Source organism: Endozoicomonas atrinae (assembly GCF_001647025.1).
GTDB lineage: Bacteria > Pseudomonadota > Gammaproteobacteria > Pseudomonadales > Endozoicomonadaceae > Endozoicomonas > Endozoicomonas atrinae.
Map to the genome: position 1 here is coordinate 26,992 of NZ_LUKQ02000004.1, position 16,518 is coordinate 43,509.

Here is a 16,518-nt window from a genome sequence, read left to right on the forward strand (position 1 = left end):
TCTCCTTCACTTTCTCTTTAAGAAAGGCAACAGGATCAAATCCTGTCACCCTGCTTCAGACCGATGGTGAACTGGTTGATGTAGTCGTTTGGCTTTTTGCCGTTGTAGACCAGTTTGTCGATAAAGTGGGTCTGTGGGTCACGGAAACCATCTTCTGATTCAAAGTCTGGAAAATCCTGCAGTTTAGCCAGCGCTTCATCCACGAGAGACAGCGCCGCTTTTTCATAGATGTCTGGACGGTACACCTTGGCTGCCAGTTCCTTGTACCACTCATCGCTCTTGTCTTCTGCAATCTGTCCCCAGCGACGCATCTGTGTGAGATACCAGATTGCATCCGAGTAATATGGGTAGGTAGCGTTGTAGCGAAAGAAAACATTGAAGTCTTCTACAGGTCGTTTGTCGCCTTTCTCATACTCAAAGGTACCTGTCATGCTATTTGCAATGACTTCATAGTCAGCGCCAACATAGTTGGATTGCGAAAGGATTTTGACCGCCTCAGGTCGATTGGCATTATCATTGGCATCCAGCCATTGGGCTGCGCGAATCAAGGCTCGTGTCAAACGTATCGTGGTGTTGGGGTACTTTTTATAGAACTCCTCGGTAATCCCAAACACCTTTTCAGGATTGTTTTTCCAGATCTCATAATCGGTCACCACAGGCACACCAATGTTCTTGAAGACCGCCTGCTGGTTCCAGGGTTCGCCCACACAGTAACCATAGATGGTGCCAGCTTCCATTGTGGATGGCATCTGTGGTGGTGGAGTGACGGATAAAAGAGCATCGGCATCTATCTGCCCAGACGTATCCCCTTTATGTGGTGCATAAAATCCAGGGTGAATACCTCCGGCTGCCAGCCAGTAGCGAAGTTCATAATTGTGGGTAGAGACTGGAAAAACCATACCCATATTAAACGGCTTCCCTTCAGACTGGTATTTTTCAACCACCGGTTTCAGGGCATCCGCTTTAATCGGGTGCTGAGGTCGGCCATCGGCCATCTTGGGAATATTGGGCTTCATCTGATCCCAGATTTCATTGGAAACCGTAATCCCGTTACCATTCAGATCCATGGAGAATGGCGTAATGATATTAGCCTTGGTGCCAAAGCCCATGGTGGCAGCCAGAGGCTGTCCAGCCAGCATATGGGCACCATCAAGACGCCCGTCAATCACGCCATCAAGCAGCACTTTCCAGTTTGCCTGCGCTTCAATCGTGACGTAGAGCCCTTCATCTTCGAAAAAGCCCTTCTCATAAGCAATGGCAATGGGTGCCATATCTGTCAGCTTGATAAAACCAATGGTCAGCTCTTCTTTTTCCGGATAGCCAAGTTCAAAATCTGCCTTGGTAATGGCTTGCCCGGTAACAGCACTCAACCCCATGACCGCACTGATGGCAGCAACCTTGCTTAACCTGAAAACCTGCTGAACCGATGCCTTCTTAAAAGGCTTAAACCACGTCATTATTCCCCTCCCCCGTATAACCGGCCTCTCTACGTTGAGCTGGAGTAACCGTAATCAGGCATCACTCTTTTCCGGTATCAGCCAACGCACAGAGATGTACTGCCAGGGAGTCAGCAGAAAACGTGCCAGATAACAGAAAATCTGATAACCAACTGAATTTAAAAGCATTAGCTTATTCTGACTGACAAATACCTTACCTGTTTTCAGAGAGTAAAAAGCAATCAGAGATAGCAACAAGGGTGCAGCTACATCAGACAGGTCGCAGGGTTTGCACCAATCTGGGACGTTACCAAGTCATCATCTGACTCATTTCCCGGTTACAAACCTCTTACATTAGAGTGCTGGTCTTGCCGAAGCGGAGTTGCTATAACGTTCCCCAGTTATGGAACAGGAATATGGATCTGGAAACTATGTCTAGTTTGGAAAACCTCCTCGAAAACAATAACCAGTGGTCCAAGTCCATTCGTGAAGAAAAGCCCGGTTTTTTTGAAAAACTCTCTGAACAGCAGGCTCCCAAGTACCTCTGGATCGGATGTGCAGATAGCCGGGTACCTGCCAACGAAATCGTTGGCCTCCTTCCGGGCGAACTTTTTGTACACCGAAACGTTGCCAATGTGGTGGTCCATACCGACCTGAACTGCCTGTCAGTGCTTCAATACGCTGTTGACTACCTGAAGGTGGAGCACATCATTGTGACGGGGCATTACGGTTGCGGCGGCGTGCGCGAAGCCATGAACAACTCAAAGCTGGGATTGATCGATAACTGGCTGAGACACGTTCAGGACGTTAAAAAGAAGCACACAGAGCTGCTTGAGAATGCTGGCAGTGATGATGAGCAGTTCCAGAGAATGTGTGAACTTAACGTTCTGGAGCAGGTACTGAATGTCTGCCAGACAACCATCGTTCAGGACGCCTGGGATCGTGGCCAGAAACTGACCGTAAACAGCTGGGTTTATGGTTTGAAGGATGGTCTAGTAAGGGATCTTGGTCTGAGCGTCGGCTCAAATGAAGACATCGATGAGCAGTACCCGGCTGCCCTTGATAAAATTGCTCATAAGTCCGGTTAACATTATCCCCCCAGGATAGCCTGTCTGATAGGTTAATCTGACAGGCTACTAGAACTAACGTCTTCATTTCCCCCGTCTATACTTTCCTTCCATTTAAATTAAGTGGAAGTGTGCTTTTATGCTGATCACCTGCTGTAGAGCATCCCTGCTCCTTTCCGGTTTTCTGATTTCTGGGGCGGTTGCGACTGCTTTAGCTAACCAGACAGAACAGCCAGATGGATTCTGGGTGCTTGAAAATAAAGACCCTGAAAAGCCCTATGGTGGGCTCAAACTTAATCGCCCGAAAGCCTTCTCTCTTCTGGTGTTTGACAGTAACTGCCAACTCTACAAGGTGGAAGGTAATGTGCGCCGAAAAGAACACTCATGGGAGCTGAAGAATCAGGTAGACCACAGCAACGTGTTCACTCTGACCAGGAAATCAAAAAAGCTCAGGCTAGTCGATACAGAAGGTCAGGAAATGCTGTTTACTGAAGCGACGGAAGCAGAACTGCAGCAGGAGTTGAACATGGCCAGACGTCAGCGATGTGCACTATCCAAACTATAGAGAGGATCTAACCATGACTCTTTTGATTTGCCGAGTCCCCTTTTCCATCAGAAAGTTCTGTTATGCACTGGTTCCTTTACTGGCGACTCTCCTGTTTTATGTCCAGACAAGCCATGCTGAAGATCTTTCTGAGAAAGCGCCCAAAGCCGCCAGCTTTAATAATTTTTACCTGGTGACATGGGACACCAAGTCCATCACCAACCGAAAGAAGTTTGACAAACTGCTTTCAGATCAGGCGGGCAGCCTGCTCAAGCTCTGGAAAGCGGGTAAAATTGAAAACGTTTATATTGATCCCAAGCCAACCGACCAGGAAGGTCAGAGAGTCGGGACTGTCGCATTTTTTGTTCGAGCAACATCTCCTGAAACGGCAAAAGCGATTCTGGCAGACATGCCGTTTGTGAAAAACAAAGTGGCCAGCTATCAGCTGAAGGAAGTCGGTGCATTCTGGCTTGGCCGCCCGGAAGATCTTGGTATTGGTACAAATGACTAATGATTAGACAACTGATACGCTTTGATACAACCTCAATATGAATAGCTGTAGCACAAAAACACTATAATAAATTACGATATCTTATTACCTAAAAAAAAACAGGGCAAATAGATGAGCAACTCTGATAAATACCCCATACTCATGCGCCTGATGCACTGGACTGTCGGTCTTCTCATCCTTGGAATTATTGGTGCTGGCTGGTATATGGTCGGCCTGGAAGATAGCGTCAGTTATAAATACGATATTTACCACTGGCACAAGTCCTTCGGTGTTCTGGTGATTTTCCTGTTGTTTGCCCGTCTGGTGATTCGCTGGGCCAGCAAGGTTCCGAAACTACCTGACAGCATGCCTGCTTATCAGAGAAAACTGGGAACACTGGTGCACTGGCTCCTCTACCTCTTTATGTTCCTCGTACCAGTAAGCGGATACCTGATGTCTGATGCGGGCGGTCGTGATGTGCCTCTGTTTAACCTGGTCATGCCCAGCTTTCTGGAAAAGAACCAGGATCTAGCATCTTTTTTTCATGAAGTTCACCATACTATCCCCTATATTCTGCTAGGTATTGTGGTACTGCACACTCTGGCAGCGATTAAGCATCGTTACTTCGATAAGCCCGAGCATGATGTACTTCGTCGAATGCTCTGATTCATTTCATACAGATTTAAAAAAGGCCCTCAATTGAGGGCCTTTTTATTGACTACGTATCTCAGCTTTTATTTGCAGTTTTCGCCCTGTTCCAGGCTCGGGTTACCGTACGGACAATTTTCTTGTTCGGAGACTTCACCACAAACAGAGAGTTCAGCCGTGCCTCTGATGGATAGATGCCATCATTATTGCGCATCACGTCATCCACCAAAGGGGTCGCCTTGCGGTTGGCATTGGCATAAGCCACATAGTTACTGATGTCAGCAGTTACCTGGGGCTCCAGAATATAATTCAGGAACTGGTAAGCACTCTCCTTGTTCATGGCGTCTTTTGGCATGGCAAGAACGTCGTACCATACGGTCGCACCTTCTTTTGGAATGTAATAACGAATATTAATCCCGTCTTTTTTACCCAGCTCGGAGGCCTGCAGAGTACCGCCGGAGTAAGCAATCGCAGCACAGATTTCACCACTGGCCAGACCATCCACAAACTGGGAAGAACTGAAATAGCGAATATGAGGAACAATTTTGGCCAGGTGATCACCGGCAGCCTGCCAATCTTTTGGGTTCTTGCTGTTTGGGTCTTTGCCCTGATAAACCATAATGGAAGCCAGAACATCCATGGGATCATCAAGAATGGCAATGCCACAAGAGGACAGCTTTTCTGCATTCTCAGGATTAAGAATCAGGTCCCAGCTATCCAGAGGGGCATCGTCACCCAGCACCGCTTTCACTTTCTCAACGTTATAGCCGATACCCGAAGTCCCCCACATGTAGGGAATGGTATAACGGTTACCCGGATCGAAGGCTTCCAGTTTTTCCATCAGAATGGGGTCCAGATTCTGCCAGTTAGGAATACGACTTTTATCCAGCTCCTCGTAAACCCCTGCTTTAATCTGATTCGGTACAAAATAACTGGATGGAACCACCACATCGAAACCTGAACGTCCCGCCAGCAGCTTGCCTTCCAGCATTTCATTGCTGTCGTACAAACTATAGGTAACGTTTATACCGGTAGATTTCTCAAAGTCAGATACCGTATTTTCGGCAATATAGTGAGACCAGTTGTAAACATTCAGTTGTGGCTTCTCTTCTGCATGGCCAGTGGAGATTACAGAGATGGAAACCGCTACAGACAACAACCCGGAAATCAATGCTTTCAACAATCATTACTCCTGTTGAAAGTTAAGAGTGATACAGTCCTTTGACTGCCCCCATAAAAAAGGCCACTGAAACAGTAGCCATTACCTAAAGCCTATTCAGGCTTCGTACTTTTGAAACCCTTCAAGCACATTGGCAGTGTTCGTGCCCAGGGCATCAACAGCGTACCCACCCTCAAAAATAAATTGAGTAGGTAAACCCAGTTCCGCAATCAAGCGGCCCATTGTTGTGTAATTGTCCGACTTCAGTTTGAAAAACGAGATAGGATCCTGCTCGTAGCTATCCAGCCCAAGAGATACCAGCAGAACATCAGGCTTATACGCAGCAATCTTATTCAGTGCTTTCTGCAGAGCCGGTTCATAGTCAGACCAGTGGCTGTTCAGGGCCAGAGGCAGGTTCAAGTTAAAACCTTTACCATCACCCTCTCCCGTTTCTTCCTGATAGCCCAGGAAATAAGGGTAGTCCCAGGCAGGATCGGCATGAACGGATGTAAAGAGAACATCTGCACGATCGTAGAAAATCGACTGTGTGCCATTGCCGTGATGGTAATCCACATCCAGAATGGCAACTCGCTGACTGCCATTGTCCAGATAGGCTTGAGCAGCTATAGCGGCATTGTTCAGATAACAATAACCACCCATTTGATCCTGACTGGCATGGTGCCCGGGTGGACGACACAGACTGAAGACAGAACGCTCACCCTGCTGAATCAACTGCTGGCCAGAAAGTGCACACTCGACCGAAGCCCAGATCGCCTGCCAGCTACCTTCAACAATAGCAGCGGTCAGGTCTGAGGAGTAATAGCCCAGCTTCCCTTCAATGTGCTCGGGACAGACAGAACGAAACCTTCTAACCGGAAGGCAGTAAGGCATAGCCTGGGTGCTTTCAGGAAATTCTGCCTGCCACAGAGACCAGGCCTGCTGAAGAAAGTCCACATACTCCCGGGAATGGACCCGCGCAGCCAGATCAACCGTAGAGTGATTCGGAGCAATAACCGGCCCAAGATCTCTGGCCGTAATATGCTTTAGAACAATCCCGGTTCGTTCAGCGACTTCAAAGCTGGGTACCAGTTCACCACTGAGTACTTCCTGAATATTGCAGTGAAGCGCCTGCTGCTCAGAGTAGATAGTGATCATTTCTATAGAAAGAACCTGATTGGTAAGTCAAAAAGCAGGTCATCCTATAGAAATCTTCAAATGAGGTATACACGCATAAATACGTCGCCAGACACTGCAAATACTGGCAGCAGAGAGCTTCATGCAACGGTCAGTCGGTTGCATTTTTGCCACTGGGCACCACGCCCTCTTCCTACAGGCTCCAGAAGACCTTCAGAGCGCATCTGCTGAACCACTTTTTTGACCAGCTCCCGGCTGACTGTGGGTATCTGCAGGCAAATATCGGCAATGGAAAAGGCATGGCTGGTCTGTTCAATGGCCATCCTTACCAGCTGTGATTTAGGAGCGCGACTCCCCTGCCACTGCAGAGTATGAATTTTATCTTCCAGCTCATCGTAAGCACGAATCAGGGTATTCAGAAAAAAGTCGATCCATGGCATCGGGTTGTGTTGCCCTTCATGCCAGCCTTTGACACTCAGCTGTAATGCTCTTTTGTAGGCCTGCTCATGGCGCACCAGAACCCGCTCAAGGCTGATCAGCTGGGCAACCTGATAGCCGTTAAGTGCCAGCATCATCGCCATAATCAACCAGGCTATTCGGGCATTGCCATCGCTGAAAGGGTGTATACAGAGAAAGTCCAATACGACTGCGGGTATCAGTAACAGAGGCTCAACCTGTTGCTGAAGCCCTTCATGGTAATAGGCAACCAGCTCTTCCATTGCGCCGGCAATCGCCGTGGCTGGCATGGTTCGATATAAAACACCGATTCTCTGACCTTTGCTGTCCCGCTCGACAATTTCTTTATTGGTAACCCGCCAGCGCCCTCCTTCATGGGGCACGTGGGCATATAACATGGCATGCAGCTGGCGGATAAGGCTTACTGACAAGGTCATGTGTTCGCCAGGCTCAACCACAATATCCAGACCATCCCGGTAGCCAGCAACCTGTCTTTCTACCGGTGCGGTCGGTCGGTATTCCTTGTGCACCAGCTTACGAACCAGCTCTCTGGAAGCGACAATGCCATCCAGACGACTGCTGTATTCAACGGATTCCAGTACCGCAACCTGACGAAGTGTATCCAGAACCTCCGGTTGCTGACGGATAGTCACCAGCTGCCGACCTCTGAATTCTCCCAATTGCCTGAACAGCCCCAACTGATAACTGCTGAAGGCATAACCGGATAAATGCTGCAGTGTTTTCATACGTAATACGATTAAAAATATAATAGGTATTTATCGGGCATAAAGCTGAAAACCAGAGCACAGCGTTAATTAATACCCATTAAATTCAGAAATTTGAGGAAAGTCTAAGAATAGGATATTTATTGGATAATTTTTAATCAAACTCGTAAAAACACCTATCCGATAGTAGGACGAGTGCCAGGCATGCACTTCAACGTAAAATCTAAGGCAAGGAAGAAAAGAGGAAGGTTTCCCGCAAAGTCATTGGACTGGCTTTTGCGGGAAGAGATGGATTGATAATTAAAACTTACAAACCTGTACACACATCAACACACAGGCCATCGCCTCAGGGTCATTACGACAGGCGGATGCGCAGGGATTAAATTCCCCACCCAGCTCTGTACAGGTTTCTTCTGCCATGAACTCACACTCCTGATGCTCTTCCAGCCAGCGGCTTCCCTCAGAAGAAATACACGCCAGAACATTCTCAGGTCCAGTTGCTGTGATCTGGGCAGGAATAGAGCGGGTCATGCGCACATCTTTCAGGATACCTGCCTTGCTTAATTCAAGTACCTGCTGCATAACAGGATCCGGGGTCATGGTTGAACCGGTAAACTGACGGGTTACTTCAACTTCCGAGTTTTCAGCATTAATATCCTGTGACTCCTGAGTTGAAGCACAGCCAGCCAGGAGAATTGCCAGCGAAACCAGCATTCCAGAAATAACTTTTTTCATTGAAATATCTCAACCTTATAAAAAATGGTATTTATTCACTGGCATTTGACATTGTCCAGCCAAATCGTTCCAAAAGTTGATCAAACACAATATCCATAGAAGCATAAAAAGAGATGGGCTTCCCGGTGACCGGGTGGTCCATTTCCATTTTGGAACAATGCAGGAGTAATCGGTCAGCATCAAAGTTCTCTGCAAAATACCGATTATGGTTTCCCTTTCCATGTTTGGCATCACCAATAATTGGATGGGCAATGTGCTTCATGTGCCGACGAATCTGGTGCTTGCGACCGGTTCTGGGCTTTGCCTCCACCAGAGAATATCGGCTGCAGGGATATCGATCAATCGCTATTGGTAGCTCAATGGTTGCCAGTCTACGATAATCGGTTATCGCTTCTTGAGCCGGCTTATCCTTGCGGGCTTTTCGGTCAGTTATTTTATCCAGTTTCTCCTTCAACGGGTGATCAATCACACCGGATTCAGGCGCATAGCCCCGAACGATGGCAAGATAGGTTTTACTGACCAGGCCTTCCTGGAACTGCTCACCCGCTCTTTTGGCAACGTCGGCTGACAGGGCAAAAACCAGCACACCCGACGTGGGTTTATCCAGTCTATGAAGGGGGAAGACATGTTGACCTATCTGATCCCTCAATAACTGGATGGCAAAGCGGGTTTCATGACGATCAATCATGGAGCGGTGGACCAGCAGGCCGGAGGGTTTATTGATAGCCACCAGCCATTGGTCCTGATAGATAATATCAAGCTGTTCTGCAGGCGCTTCAATCATGCCTTTTGCCCAACAATAAAAAGTCCCCAAGAATAAAGGCTATCGAAGATCAAATCTATTTAGTGATTGTTTTCAAAAAGATGCACTAATTAAAGTCTGCATATACCCAGATCAGCTGTTTTTTCTGGCCACAATCCTGATTTCATCTTCCGGGCCATGTTTCCATATTGGGTAGTGATCTGCGGGAGCCATGCAGCTGTACTCAATCGAAAAACCAAGGCGGAGCAAAACCATGATAAGCTGGTTCAGGTTAAAAAAATGCAGGGGAATAGAGAGCTTATCTCTCCGGTATCGCTCTAAAGTAGCCAGAGCTTCGTCTTGTTGACTGGCAGGACAACGACGATACTGCTTTTCCAGTAATTCAACAAAATCTGGCACCATACCGGAGAGAAACAGAGGCGAGCTTTTTCGTTCATCTTCAAATTGCTGCTGCAGCCCCAAACCGTCAAGAATAGCCATTTGATCCGAAACACAGGTAAAAACAAAACGCCCACCCGGCTCGAGAATCCGGTGTACTTCCCAAATAGCAGCGATCGTTTCAGCATGGTCAAGGAAGTGCAAAACCAGTGAGCACAGTGCACCTGCCACAGATTCATCATGAAAAGGGATATTATCTGGCAATCGCCCTACCCGACTCTGAAAGCGAGCTTTTTGATCAACATCAAGGCTTCGGTGGATAGCTTCAAACCCGCTATCAGATAGATCCAATCCGATAATATCAGCCCCACTTTTCAAACCGGCATGGATATGGGTTCCATCACCACAGCCAATATCAAGCAATGGCCCTTTTCCTTGCCAGCAATCGGTCCAGTAAGTCAGCAGGGGCGTTTCCAGAGCAAAGGCGTAACCAACACCTGAAGGTGCCAGACTAAACTCAGCCATGATTCATACTCTCCTCCGCAAATAAACTGCCAATGGTAATAGCACCAAGAATGACAGCTCCTCCTAACAGCGTTCTGGTCGAAGGTATCTCTGACAGGAAGAGCCCAGCTAAAACAATACCGTAAACAGGTTCCAGACAGGTTGCCAGACTTACCAGCTGTGCTTTTAAATAACGCAGGCTGTTTAAAAACAGCATCAGAGGTAGCGTTGTACATAACAACCCAAGCAGCAACAGCTGCAACCAGTAGTCTGCAATGGTACTGACACCCACTTTTGGCATGACCAGTAACGTGGTAATAACCGCCCCGATATTCTGGAGGCAGGTCAATACCATTGCATCGGTCTTCTGAATACGGCTTCTGTTAGCGAGAGAGAGAATAGCAAACAGGAAAGCACTCAAAATGCCCCAGCCAACTCCTTCAGCAATCCCCCTCTCCGTATTCATGGAAGAAAGGGGAAAAACGATAAACAGGCCAGCAACAACTCCGGTCGCCGTGAGCATATCCAGCCACCTTAAACGCTCCCTGAATAGCAAGGGCTCCAGCAATGTCACAAATACCGGAAAAGAGGAGAATGACAGCAGTCCTATCGCAACAGAAGAAACCTGAATAGCCTGGAAAAAGGTGATCCAGTGGGCAGCCAGCAAACTCCCAAGCATCACATTCACTGGCCATTGACCAGATACAAACAGGCGCCGAACCTTCCCTGTAAGCGCCAGAATAAGTATTAGAGCGGTACTTCCAACCAATGTTCTTCCCAGCACAATCCAGCTGGGATCAATAGGCAGCAGCTTGCCAAATAGCCCTGAAATACCAAATAACAAAATGGCGATATGAAGCGTGAATAAAGCCTGTCGGCTATCGTTCATTACTTTCCCTTACATCTAAAACAGGAAAAGGCAGCCTGTCGGCCAACCAGAAAGCGGGCATGCCAGGTTCTTTTGCCCTAAGCCCGTGTAGAAAAGAGCTGGAAGAATAACTGATTAATCAGAAAAGTGCTGGAAAAATGACATTATGGGCAAGAGAACCGCTATGGACTCATGTGCAGCAGTTTTAATAAATACAAAATTTAAAAGATCGAAGAAATAGAAACAGCAGATAATCAGCCAATAAAATCAATAAATTAAAATCAAACAAGGCCAATTAATTATTACTCGTTGAAATTAAGAATCACAACTCTCTTTCACTTTCTTGTTATTTGATCGCTATATAACTTCACTATTACTTAAACCCTTAATAAAAGGGGTCGGGAATAGGTTTGCCTAACTTCAATGGAGAACAACAATGAAAAAGACACTATTTGCCATCGTATCTTCTTCTGTCATTCTTTTCAGTGCCAACGCTTCAGCTGATCGGGACTATGCGGCTCAGGCCATGGAAAGACACGGCATGGAAGAGCCTTTATCAATGCCTATGATGAACGTATTCAATGCCAGAGCATCATTGGATTCTATCGTTGTCCCTACAAGGCATGAAAAGCTTCAGGCTAGAATGGAAGAGCTCTCTGAAAGAAGAGGAAATTAATCTCCATTCTTAAAAATATGGTTGTGATAACGCTTAATCACAACCATATCTTCTCATTCTGATATAGCTCACACCTTCTATCAGACACTTTTATTTCCCTGGTCTAAACTTGATTTTTCTCAGCCAAATCAAGTGCAGAGCTATGTCGTTAGTTGTTAATTTTCTCAATGAATTCAGGGACTGCCTGCTCAATGGTAATGAAGATCAGGTCCTGGAACTGAATATGCCTGATGACATCACAGGCTGGGGTATCACCGAAAGTGATGATTACAACCGTCTGGATGACCTGTATAAGCGTTCAGGGCGCTATTTTCAAGAACGGGAGTCCGTCGATATTCAGCTGGATCCACTAGATAGCTTTGGAAACGGTAAAGCCATGATGGTCGCCTGCCGTTTTAAGCGTGATATTCAATTCAAGAATGGTTTAAGGCTGAAAGATGATGACTTGAGGCTGACATTTTACCTTGTTGAGCATCAGGGCAAGCTGAAGATCCGTCATGGTCATCTCAGCAAAGCCTGGCCAGAGACAACGCCATTCCCGGTTAATCCTGTTCCCCAAAGACCCCAACCAGAACTGGCTGGTCACTCTGCAAGGCTGGACTCTATCAGCATTGCCCCATTTCTTGATGCTTTGAATAGGCGGGTCAATTACAGTGAATCCGTTGATATGGATGGGCTTGAGTCTCTTCAGCACCCAAGTCAGAGCAGGATTTACTTCCCAATTCAGGGAAGTACAGAACTTCGTGGAACCCGACAGTATACCCAGTACCTTCACGCCCTTGCCGAAAAATACGCCAACCCGTTACTTAAATACCATCACCCGGTCGCCTTTCGGGATCAGTCTCTAGTTTGTCTATCGGCTTATGCCGAGTCTTCCTGCCTGGATAAGACTACCGGAGAAAAAATCAGTGTCTCACCACTTCGGGTTACTTACATACTTCAAGAACATGAAGGCCAGTGGTTATGCCGACACAGCCACTGGTCATTACCTCATCCCGATGTCGTTTGATAACGGCCTTTTCTTTAGACCAAGTCAGCAACATCAGCTCTTAGCAGCGGTTCCTTACCAAGATCAAAGCCAGCAACCGCAATATGCAGGGAAAACAGTTGCTTCAGAGTGGCAAAGTCTCTCGACTTAGGCCACTTGTCTTCATCCTCAGTCCACACAGAGAACTCATTCTCAAGAATTGAGCGTGCTTCCTCACTGACGCCATCAACCAGACTCTCTTCAGATTCATGCTCATCAAAAAGATAAGCGCCACCTTCAAAGTCCCACGTCTCAGGAAGCTCAACATTCAGGCTTTTCACCCAATCAATGAACTCTGCTTTTGGCTTCAAGGTAATGACACAGCGGTTAATAAATTTCATTACTGACCTGTTCACTTTTGCATATAGGAAATTGAAAATATTTGTGGCAGAACCTAAGCTCCACCGCAATCAGGGATGATTAGCTGTCGATACGCACCACTGCAAATAATTATAAACAACCACGAGAATGAGAAATATTTTTATCCCTCCTCCTTAACCGAATTTGCACAACAAATATTCAAAAGCCTCCCAAGCCCTAAAGTCTCCAAACACAAGGGGAATAATAAAATGCTGATCGTCTGGCTGCTAACAAAAAAACAGGCTGTCTGGTTACGCTGTCACTGATGCTGATGGGTTACACTAAGGAACCTATATCACAAACGCAGCTATCCGGAAAAAGGCAGCAAGAGAATAGAAAAGTACTTCCCACTATATCATTAAAGACCATGATTGAGACATAAACTGCCCCTCTAGTCGAGCAACCGGGAACATACAGTCAGCAAGGGCAGAAAGGTTCCAAGCATGATTCTGAGCAACTCACAACCCGCCCGCCTCTCAACCCTGACCAAGCCTCTATACTGCATGCTACCGACTAACAAAGAGGCCTGCTTGCCATGACTATCTGCAAGCACTGGTTTCAAACCACACTGATCATTTTCTGTTCTGCACTGGCTGGATGTATGGAGAGCGGAGAGAAAAAGCTGGACGTTACCATGTATAAAGTCACACAGGAGGGAACAGCCCCTAAGATTGGCAAAATATTAATCAGCAGCACCCGTGGAAAAAAAGGCATAAAGCTGACCCCTGATCTACATGGTTTACCACGAAGTATGCATGACTTTCATGTATATACAGCCTCATCCTGCGAACCCGCAGAAAAGGCTGGCCACAGCAATACGACAATGATTGTAGACATGGAAAGCAACCACAATAAAAATAAAACAGGCATCCATGAAGGGCTGGAATGCAATATTCATCCAGGATACCTTGCCACACTTAAAGTAGATACTCGGAAAAACGCAATTAAGCCTGTTTTCATCCCCGGATTGACCTTGCAGAAAATGAAAGGTCTCGCACTGGTCATCCATGCAGGTGGGGACAGCTTCACAGCTCCATCTCTCTCTGGTGATATCAGACTCGCCTGTGGTGTTATCCCATGATGACTGCAAGACTAAACCAATAAACCGATCAGCTCTCCCATATCTGAAAACCGGGTAACCAGAGGATGATCAACCGGTTCAGCATGCTCATCCCTGCAGTAGTGAAAAACAGGAATACCAGCATTGATGCCTGCCATCACGCCGGGTACGGAATCTTCCACCAGTACACAGTTTGCCAGATTAACCCCCATGCCTTTGGCCGCATAAGCCAGTAATCCCGGATCGGGCTTCCAGCAATTGGCATCAAAGGCACTGAACAGTTTTCCCTCAAATCGTGACAGCAATCCAGTCAGCCCGAGGGTATGTTCCATCTTGCTTGCTGGACCATTGGACGCTACGCATACGGGCAACCGAATCTTCTCCAGCATCTGGGGAACACCTTCCACCGGCATCAGATGCTTATCGAACAACTGACGTAATTCCTCCCGATACTCTTTCTCCAGCTCATCCAGATCCAGAGACAGGTGATAATCACCGCAGATGGCCGTCAGGATCTCCACCATCTTCCCGCCTTTGTATTTGATCAGACACTCTTCCAGCGTGACTTGAGCACCATAGCGGGAAAACACATTGACCAGTCCCTGGTTACACAGAATCTCACTATCAACCAGTGTTCCATCACAGTCGAAAATTACACACTCGATGTTATTAATAGTTCACTCCCTATACTGCAAAAGCCCTTCAATGGAAAAACAGACACTATTGCAGGATATTATTTCTGATACTTCAGGCATTGAAGAAAATAGTTAACCCCATCAGACAACGCCTGATTGGATGCGTTCATAACTTTTGAGTAATGAAGAAAAGCATGAAGGGTTCCCAGGTACATTTTGTATTCACACTCTATTCCATGACTTTCGAAGATTTTATAAAGTGCTTCACTGTCATCCAGAAGTGGATCAAATTCGCTGGACGCGATAAAACTGGGAGGAATATTTTCAGATAAGTTATTGTTAAATAGGCAGTAGTAGGCAGCGTCTATCTCCTTATCACTGTTCAGATACATCTCCTGATAATACTCTAGATCTTCTTTCGTCAAACCATCCCACTCACCGCCGTACAGTTTTCGAGAACAAGAGTCTTTAAGGCCGTAGAGTCCATAATAAAGCAACAGGCATTTGATATACCCGATATCCATTCCAGCATCACGTTGCCAGAGATAACTGGCCAGTGACAGATAAGCTCCAGCAGAGTCTCCGGCAAACCCCATGTTTTCACAATCGATGCCATGTTCGTGACCATGCTTCAGAAAAAACTGACTTACGGCGACACATTCTTCGATGGCTTGAGGATATTTCGCTTCAGGTGACAGGGTATAATCAATACCAATCACAACTGCTCCGGATGCTTCAGCCAGAATCCGCATAATTCGATCATGGGTATTAATGCTGCCGACAATAAAACCGCCACCATGAATATAAATCAGTGCCGGTGATTGTAATCTTTGGGTTGGGTAATAGAGCCTTGTTCTTACATGACCGCCTTCATATTCGACATCCAGCTCTTTGATTTTATGCATTTGTGGACCGCCTTCATTCCAGAAAGCCCGCCCTTTTTCATAATCACTGCGCATCTGCTGCAGCGGGTCACTGCATATTTCCTGCCCTGATACTTGTGGCGCACAGTGCAGAGCGGCTGTCATCTCTTCAGACAATCGACTCAAAACATCAACTTTATTCATTCGGAGATTCTGTGGGTTGTATGAGCTTTTAGACCAATGACAACCAGTCTGGCCATACTGCAGGGATTTATTGTTGAACCACAAAGAGAGCGAAGAAGCGCTTTTCTTTTCTCTTGTGATCTCTGTGGTTCAATCTTTACCCCATGAAAGGGAGTACATGATAATGATCAGGCAGAAATTTTAGGCTTCACGTCAGTGGTACCCATCAGCCGAGGTCGGTTCAACTCCATTTCAACCAGTGGCATCACCTCTTTCATGGTTTTGCCAGAGCGGATTGCCAGATCCTGATACTCTTTGGTATTCAAGCCTTTCCAGTGCATGTCCTGGTCAGACACCTGACGAATCGGCTTGGCCGGTGAACCAACCAAAAGCTGTCTTGCTTCACCCTGAAAGCCAGCTTTCACAAAACTCATGGCCGCTACAATGCTCTCTTCCCCGATCACAGCACCGTCCATTACCACCGAGTTCATGCCAACCAGTGCATTTCGACGGATGACACAGCCGTGAAGAATAGCGCCATGGCCGATATGTCCATCACGTTCGACAACCGTGTCCATATCGCAGTAGCCATGCATCACACAGCCATCCTGAAGGTTGGCACCCTCCTCCAGAATCAAACGACCATAGTCGCCTCTCAGACTGGCAACAGGGCCAATATAAACGCCCGGCCCGACAATCACATCACCAATCAATACTGCGGTTGGATGGACATAGGCAGCAGGGTCTACCACCGGCACCAGTCCTTCAAACTCATAACAGGGCATTACGATAACTCCCTTAAAAAAG

General features: G+C 46.9%; 19 protein-coding genes. 7 read left to right on the plus strand and 12 right to left on the minus strand.

Features of this window, described 5'->3' with window-relative positions; genetic code table 11:
- Nucleotides 1-35 precede the first annotated feature (35 nt).
- A complete protein-coding gene (locus AK963_RS01300; protein ID WP_066013422.1) occupies nt 36-1,457 on the minus strand; it encodes a CmpA/NrtA family ABC transporter substrate-binding protein in 1,422 nt (473 codons plus the stop codon).
- 410 nt (nt 1,458-1,867) lie between these two features.
- Here AK963_RS01300 and can point away from each other — a divergent pair, with 410 nt between their 5' ends.
- The 4 genes from can to AK963_RS01325 all read left to right on the plus strand — a co-directional run bounded on the left by can (nt 1,868) and on the right by AK963_RS01325 (nt 4,203).
- Nucleotides 1,868-2,524, plus strand: a complete 657-nt coding sequence (gene can, locus AK963_RS01310) for a carbonate dehydratase (protein ID WP_066013492.1) — start codon at nt 1,868-1,870, stop codon at nt 2,522-2,524.
- A 118-nt stretch (nt 2,525-2,642) separates the two neighbouring features.
- A complete protein-coding gene (locus AK963_RS01315) occupies nt 2,643-3,068 on the plus strand; it encodes a hypothetical protein (protein WP_066013426.1) in 426 nt (141 codons plus the stop codon).
- 13 nt (nt 3,069-3,081) lie between these two features.
- Nucleotides 3,082-3,558 (plus strand): hypothetical protein, encoded by a 477-nt coding sequence (locus AK963_RS01320; protein WP_066013428.1) that lies wholly within the window; start codon nt 3,082-3,084, stop codon nt 3,556-3,558.
- A 111-nt stretch (nt 3,559-3,669) separates the two neighbouring features.
- Entirely contained in the window at nt 3,670-4,203 is a 534-nt protein-coding gene (locus tag AK963_RS01325) for a cytochrome b (RefSeq protein WP_066013430.1), read from the plus strand.
- A gap of 61 nt (nt 4,204-4,264) precedes the next feature.
- Here AK963_RS01325 and AK963_RS01330 read toward each other — a convergent pair whose 3' ends face one another.
- From AK963_RS01330 to AK963_RS01360, 7 genes are all read right to left on the minus strand, one after another.
- A complete protein-coding gene (locus tag AK963_RS01330) occupies nt 4,265-5,368 on the minus strand; it encodes an extracellular solute-binding protein (RefSeq protein WP_066013431.1) in 1,104 nt (367 codons plus the stop codon).
- Between the two features lie 93 nt (nt 5,369-5,461).
- Nucleotides 5,462-6,499 carry a histone deacetylase family protein gene (locus AK963_RS01335; protein WP_066013436.1) on the minus strand — a complete coding sequence of 346 codons (1,038 nt, stop codon included), beginning with the start codon at nt 6,497-6,499 and terminating at the stop codon, nt 5,462-5,464.
- A 119-nt stretch (nt 6,500-6,618) separates the two neighbouring features.
- Nucleotides 6,619-7,680, minus strand: coding sequence for a Fic family protein (locus AK963_RS01340; protein ID WP_066013437.1), 1,062 nt, complete (start codon nt 7,678-7,680; stop codon nt 6,619-6,621).
- A 279-nt stretch (nt 7,681-7,959) separates the two neighbouring features.
- Nucleotides 7,960-8,394: a hypothetical protein gene (locus AK963_RS01345; RefSeq protein ID WP_066013438.1), complete on the minus strand. Its 435-nt coding sequence runs from the start codon at nt 8,392-8,394 to the stop codon at nt 7,960-7,962.
- A 31-nt stretch (nt 8,395-8,425) separates the two neighbouring features.
- Nucleotides 8,426-9,178 (minus strand): tRNA pseudouridine(65) synthase TruC, encoded by a 753-nt coding sequence (gene truC, locus AK963_RS01350; RefSeq protein WP_066013440.1) that lies wholly within the window; start codon nt 9,176-9,178, stop codon nt 8,426-8,428.
- 111 nt (nt 9,179-9,289) lie between these two features.
- A complete protein-coding gene (locus tag AK963_RS01355; protein ID WP_066013441.1) occupies nt 9,290-10,060 on the minus strand; it encodes a class I SAM-dependent methyltransferase in 771 nt (256 codons plus the stop codon).
- Entirely contained in the window at nt 10,053-10,928 is an 876-nt protein-coding gene (locus AK963_RS01360) for a DMT family transporter (protein WP_066013443.1), read from the minus strand. The genes AK963_RS01355 and AK963_RS01360 overlap by 8 nt, the downstream gene beginning before the upstream one ends.
- A 415-nt stretch (nt 10,929-11,343) precedes the next feature.
- Between AK963_RS01360 and AK963_RS01365 the strand changes: the two genes are divergently transcribed.
- Nucleotides 11,344-11,583, plus strand: coding sequence for a hypothetical protein (locus AK963_RS01365; RefSeq protein ID WP_066013445.1), 240 nt, complete (start codon nt 11,344-11,346; stop codon nt 11,581-11,583).
- A gap of 142 nt (nt 11,584-11,725) precedes the next feature.
- On the plus strand, nt 11,726-12,592 hold the full coding sequence (locus AK963_RS01370; RefSeq protein ID WP_066013447.1) for a nuclear transport factor 2 family protein: 867 nt from the start codon (nt 11,726-11,728) through the stop codon (nt 12,590-12,592).
- 14 nt (nt 12,593-12,606) lie between these two features.
- On the opposite strand, the gene AK963_RS01375 is transcribed toward AK963_RS01370, so the two are convergent.
- Nucleotides 12,607-12,951 carry a hypothetical protein gene (locus AK963_RS01375; RefSeq protein ID WP_066013449.1) on the minus strand — a complete coding sequence of 115 codons (345 nt, stop codon included), beginning with the start codon at nt 12,949-12,951 and terminating at the stop codon, nt 12,607-12,609.
- A gap of 554 nt (nt 12,952-13,505) precedes the next feature.
- Between AK963_RS01375 and AK963_RS01380 the strand changes: the two genes are divergently transcribed.
- Complete coding sequence (locus tag AK963_RS01380) at nt 13,506-14,051, plus strand: superoxide dismutase family protein (protein WP_066013452.1); 546 nt, start codon at nt 13,506-13,508, stop codon at nt 14,049-14,051.
- Nucleotides 14,052-14,062: 11 nt separating this feature from the next.
- Here the strand turns inward: AK963_RS01380 and yieH are convergent, their stop codons facing one another.
- The 3 genes from yieH to caiE form a co-directional block, all read right to left on the minus strand.
- Nucleotides 14,063-14,704, minus strand: coding sequence for a 6-phosphogluconate phosphatase (gene yieH, locus AK963_RS01385; RefSeq protein ID WP_066013454.1), 642 nt, complete (start codon nt 14,702-14,704; stop codon nt 14,063-14,065).
- A 59-nt stretch (nt 14,705-14,763) separates the two neighbouring features.
- A complete protein-coding gene (gene aes / locus AK963_RS01390) occupies nt 14,764-15,732 on the minus strand; it encodes an acetyl esterase (RefSeq protein ID WP_066013456.1) in 969 nt (322 codons plus the stop codon).
- Between the two features lie 167 nt (nt 15,733-15,899).
- Nucleotides 15,900-16,496, minus strand: a complete 597-nt coding sequence (gene caiE, locus AK963_RS01395; RefSeq protein WP_066013458.1) for a carnitine operon protein CaiE — start codon at nt 16,494-16,496, stop codon at nt 15,900-15,902.
- Nucleotides 16,497-16,518: the final 22 nt, after the last annotated feature.

What these genes read in the sequence shown, in the direction of transcription:
- AK963_RS01360 (WP_066013443.1), bottom strand. Translation starts at nt 10,928, where the DNA reads ATGAACGATAGCCGACAGGCTTTATTCACGCTTCATATCGCCATTTTG.
- AK963_RS01340 (WP_066013437.1), bottom strand. Translation starts at nt 7,680, where the DNA reads ATGAAAACACTGCAGCATTTATCCGGTTATGCCTTCAGCAGTTATCAG.
- AK963_RS01325 (WP_066013430.1), top strand. Translation starts at nt 3,670, where the DNA reads ATGAGCAACTCTGATAAATACCCCATACTCATGCGCCTGATGCACTGG.
- AK963_RS01355 (WP_066013441.1), bottom strand. Translation starts at nt 10,060, where the DNA reads ATGGCTGAGTTTAGTCTGGCACCTTCAGGTGTTGGTTACGCCTTTGCT.
- AK963_RS01380 (WP_066013452.1), top strand. Translation starts at nt 13,506, where the DNA reads ATGACTATCTGCAAGCACTGGTTTCAAACCACACTGATCATTTTCTGT.
- AK963_RS01375 (WP_066013449.1), bottom strand. Translation starts at nt 12,951, where the DNA reads ATGAAATTTATTAACCGCTGTGTCATTACCTTGAAGCCAAAAGCAGAG.
- AK963_RS01315 (WP_066013426.1), top strand. Translation starts at nt 2,643, where the DNA reads ATGCTGATCACCTGCTGTAGAGCATCCCTGCTCCTTTCCGGTTTTCTG.
- AK963_RS01300 (WP_066013422.1), bottom strand. Translation starts at nt 1,457, where the DNA reads ATGACGTGGTTTAAGCCTTTTAAGAAGGCATCGGTTCAGCAGGTTTTC.
- aes (WP_066013456.1), bottom strand. Translation starts at nt 15,732, where the DNA reads ATGAATAAAGTTGATGTTTTGAGTCGATTGTCTGAAGAGATGACAGCC.
- can (WP_066013492.1), top strand. Translation starts at nt 1,868, where the DNA reads ATGTCTAGTTTGGAAAACCTCCTCGAAAACAATAACCAGTGGTCCAAG.
- AK963_RS01370 (WP_066013447.1), top strand. Translation starts at nt 11,726, where the DNA reads ATGTCGTTAGTTGTTAATTTTCTCAATGAATTCAGGGACTGCCTGCTC.
- AK963_RS01320 (WP_066013428.1), top strand. Translation starts at nt 3,082, where the DNA reads ATGACTCTTTTGATTTGCCGAGTCCCCTTTTCCATCAGAAAGTTCTGT.
- AK963_RS01365 (WP_066013445.1), top strand. Translation starts at nt 11,344, where the DNA reads ATGAAAAAGACACTATTTGCCATCGTATCTTCTTCTGTCATTCTTTTC.
- AK963_RS01345 (WP_066013438.1), bottom strand. Translation starts at nt 8,394, where the DNA reads ATGAAAAAAGTTATTTCTGGAATGCTGGTTTCGCTGGCAATTCTCCTG.
- AK963_RS01335 (WP_066013436.1), bottom strand. Translation starts at nt 6,499, where the DNA reads ATGATCACTATCTACTCTGAGCAGCAGGCGCTTCACTGCAATATTCAG.
- truC (WP_066013440.1), bottom strand. Translation starts at nt 9,178, where the DNA reads ATGATTGAAGCGCCTGCAGAACAGCTTGATATTATCTATCAGGACCAA.
- caiE (WP_066013458.1), bottom strand. Translation starts at nt 16,496, where the DNA reads ATGCCCTGTTATGAGTTTGAAGGACTGGTGCCGGTGGTAGACCCTGCT.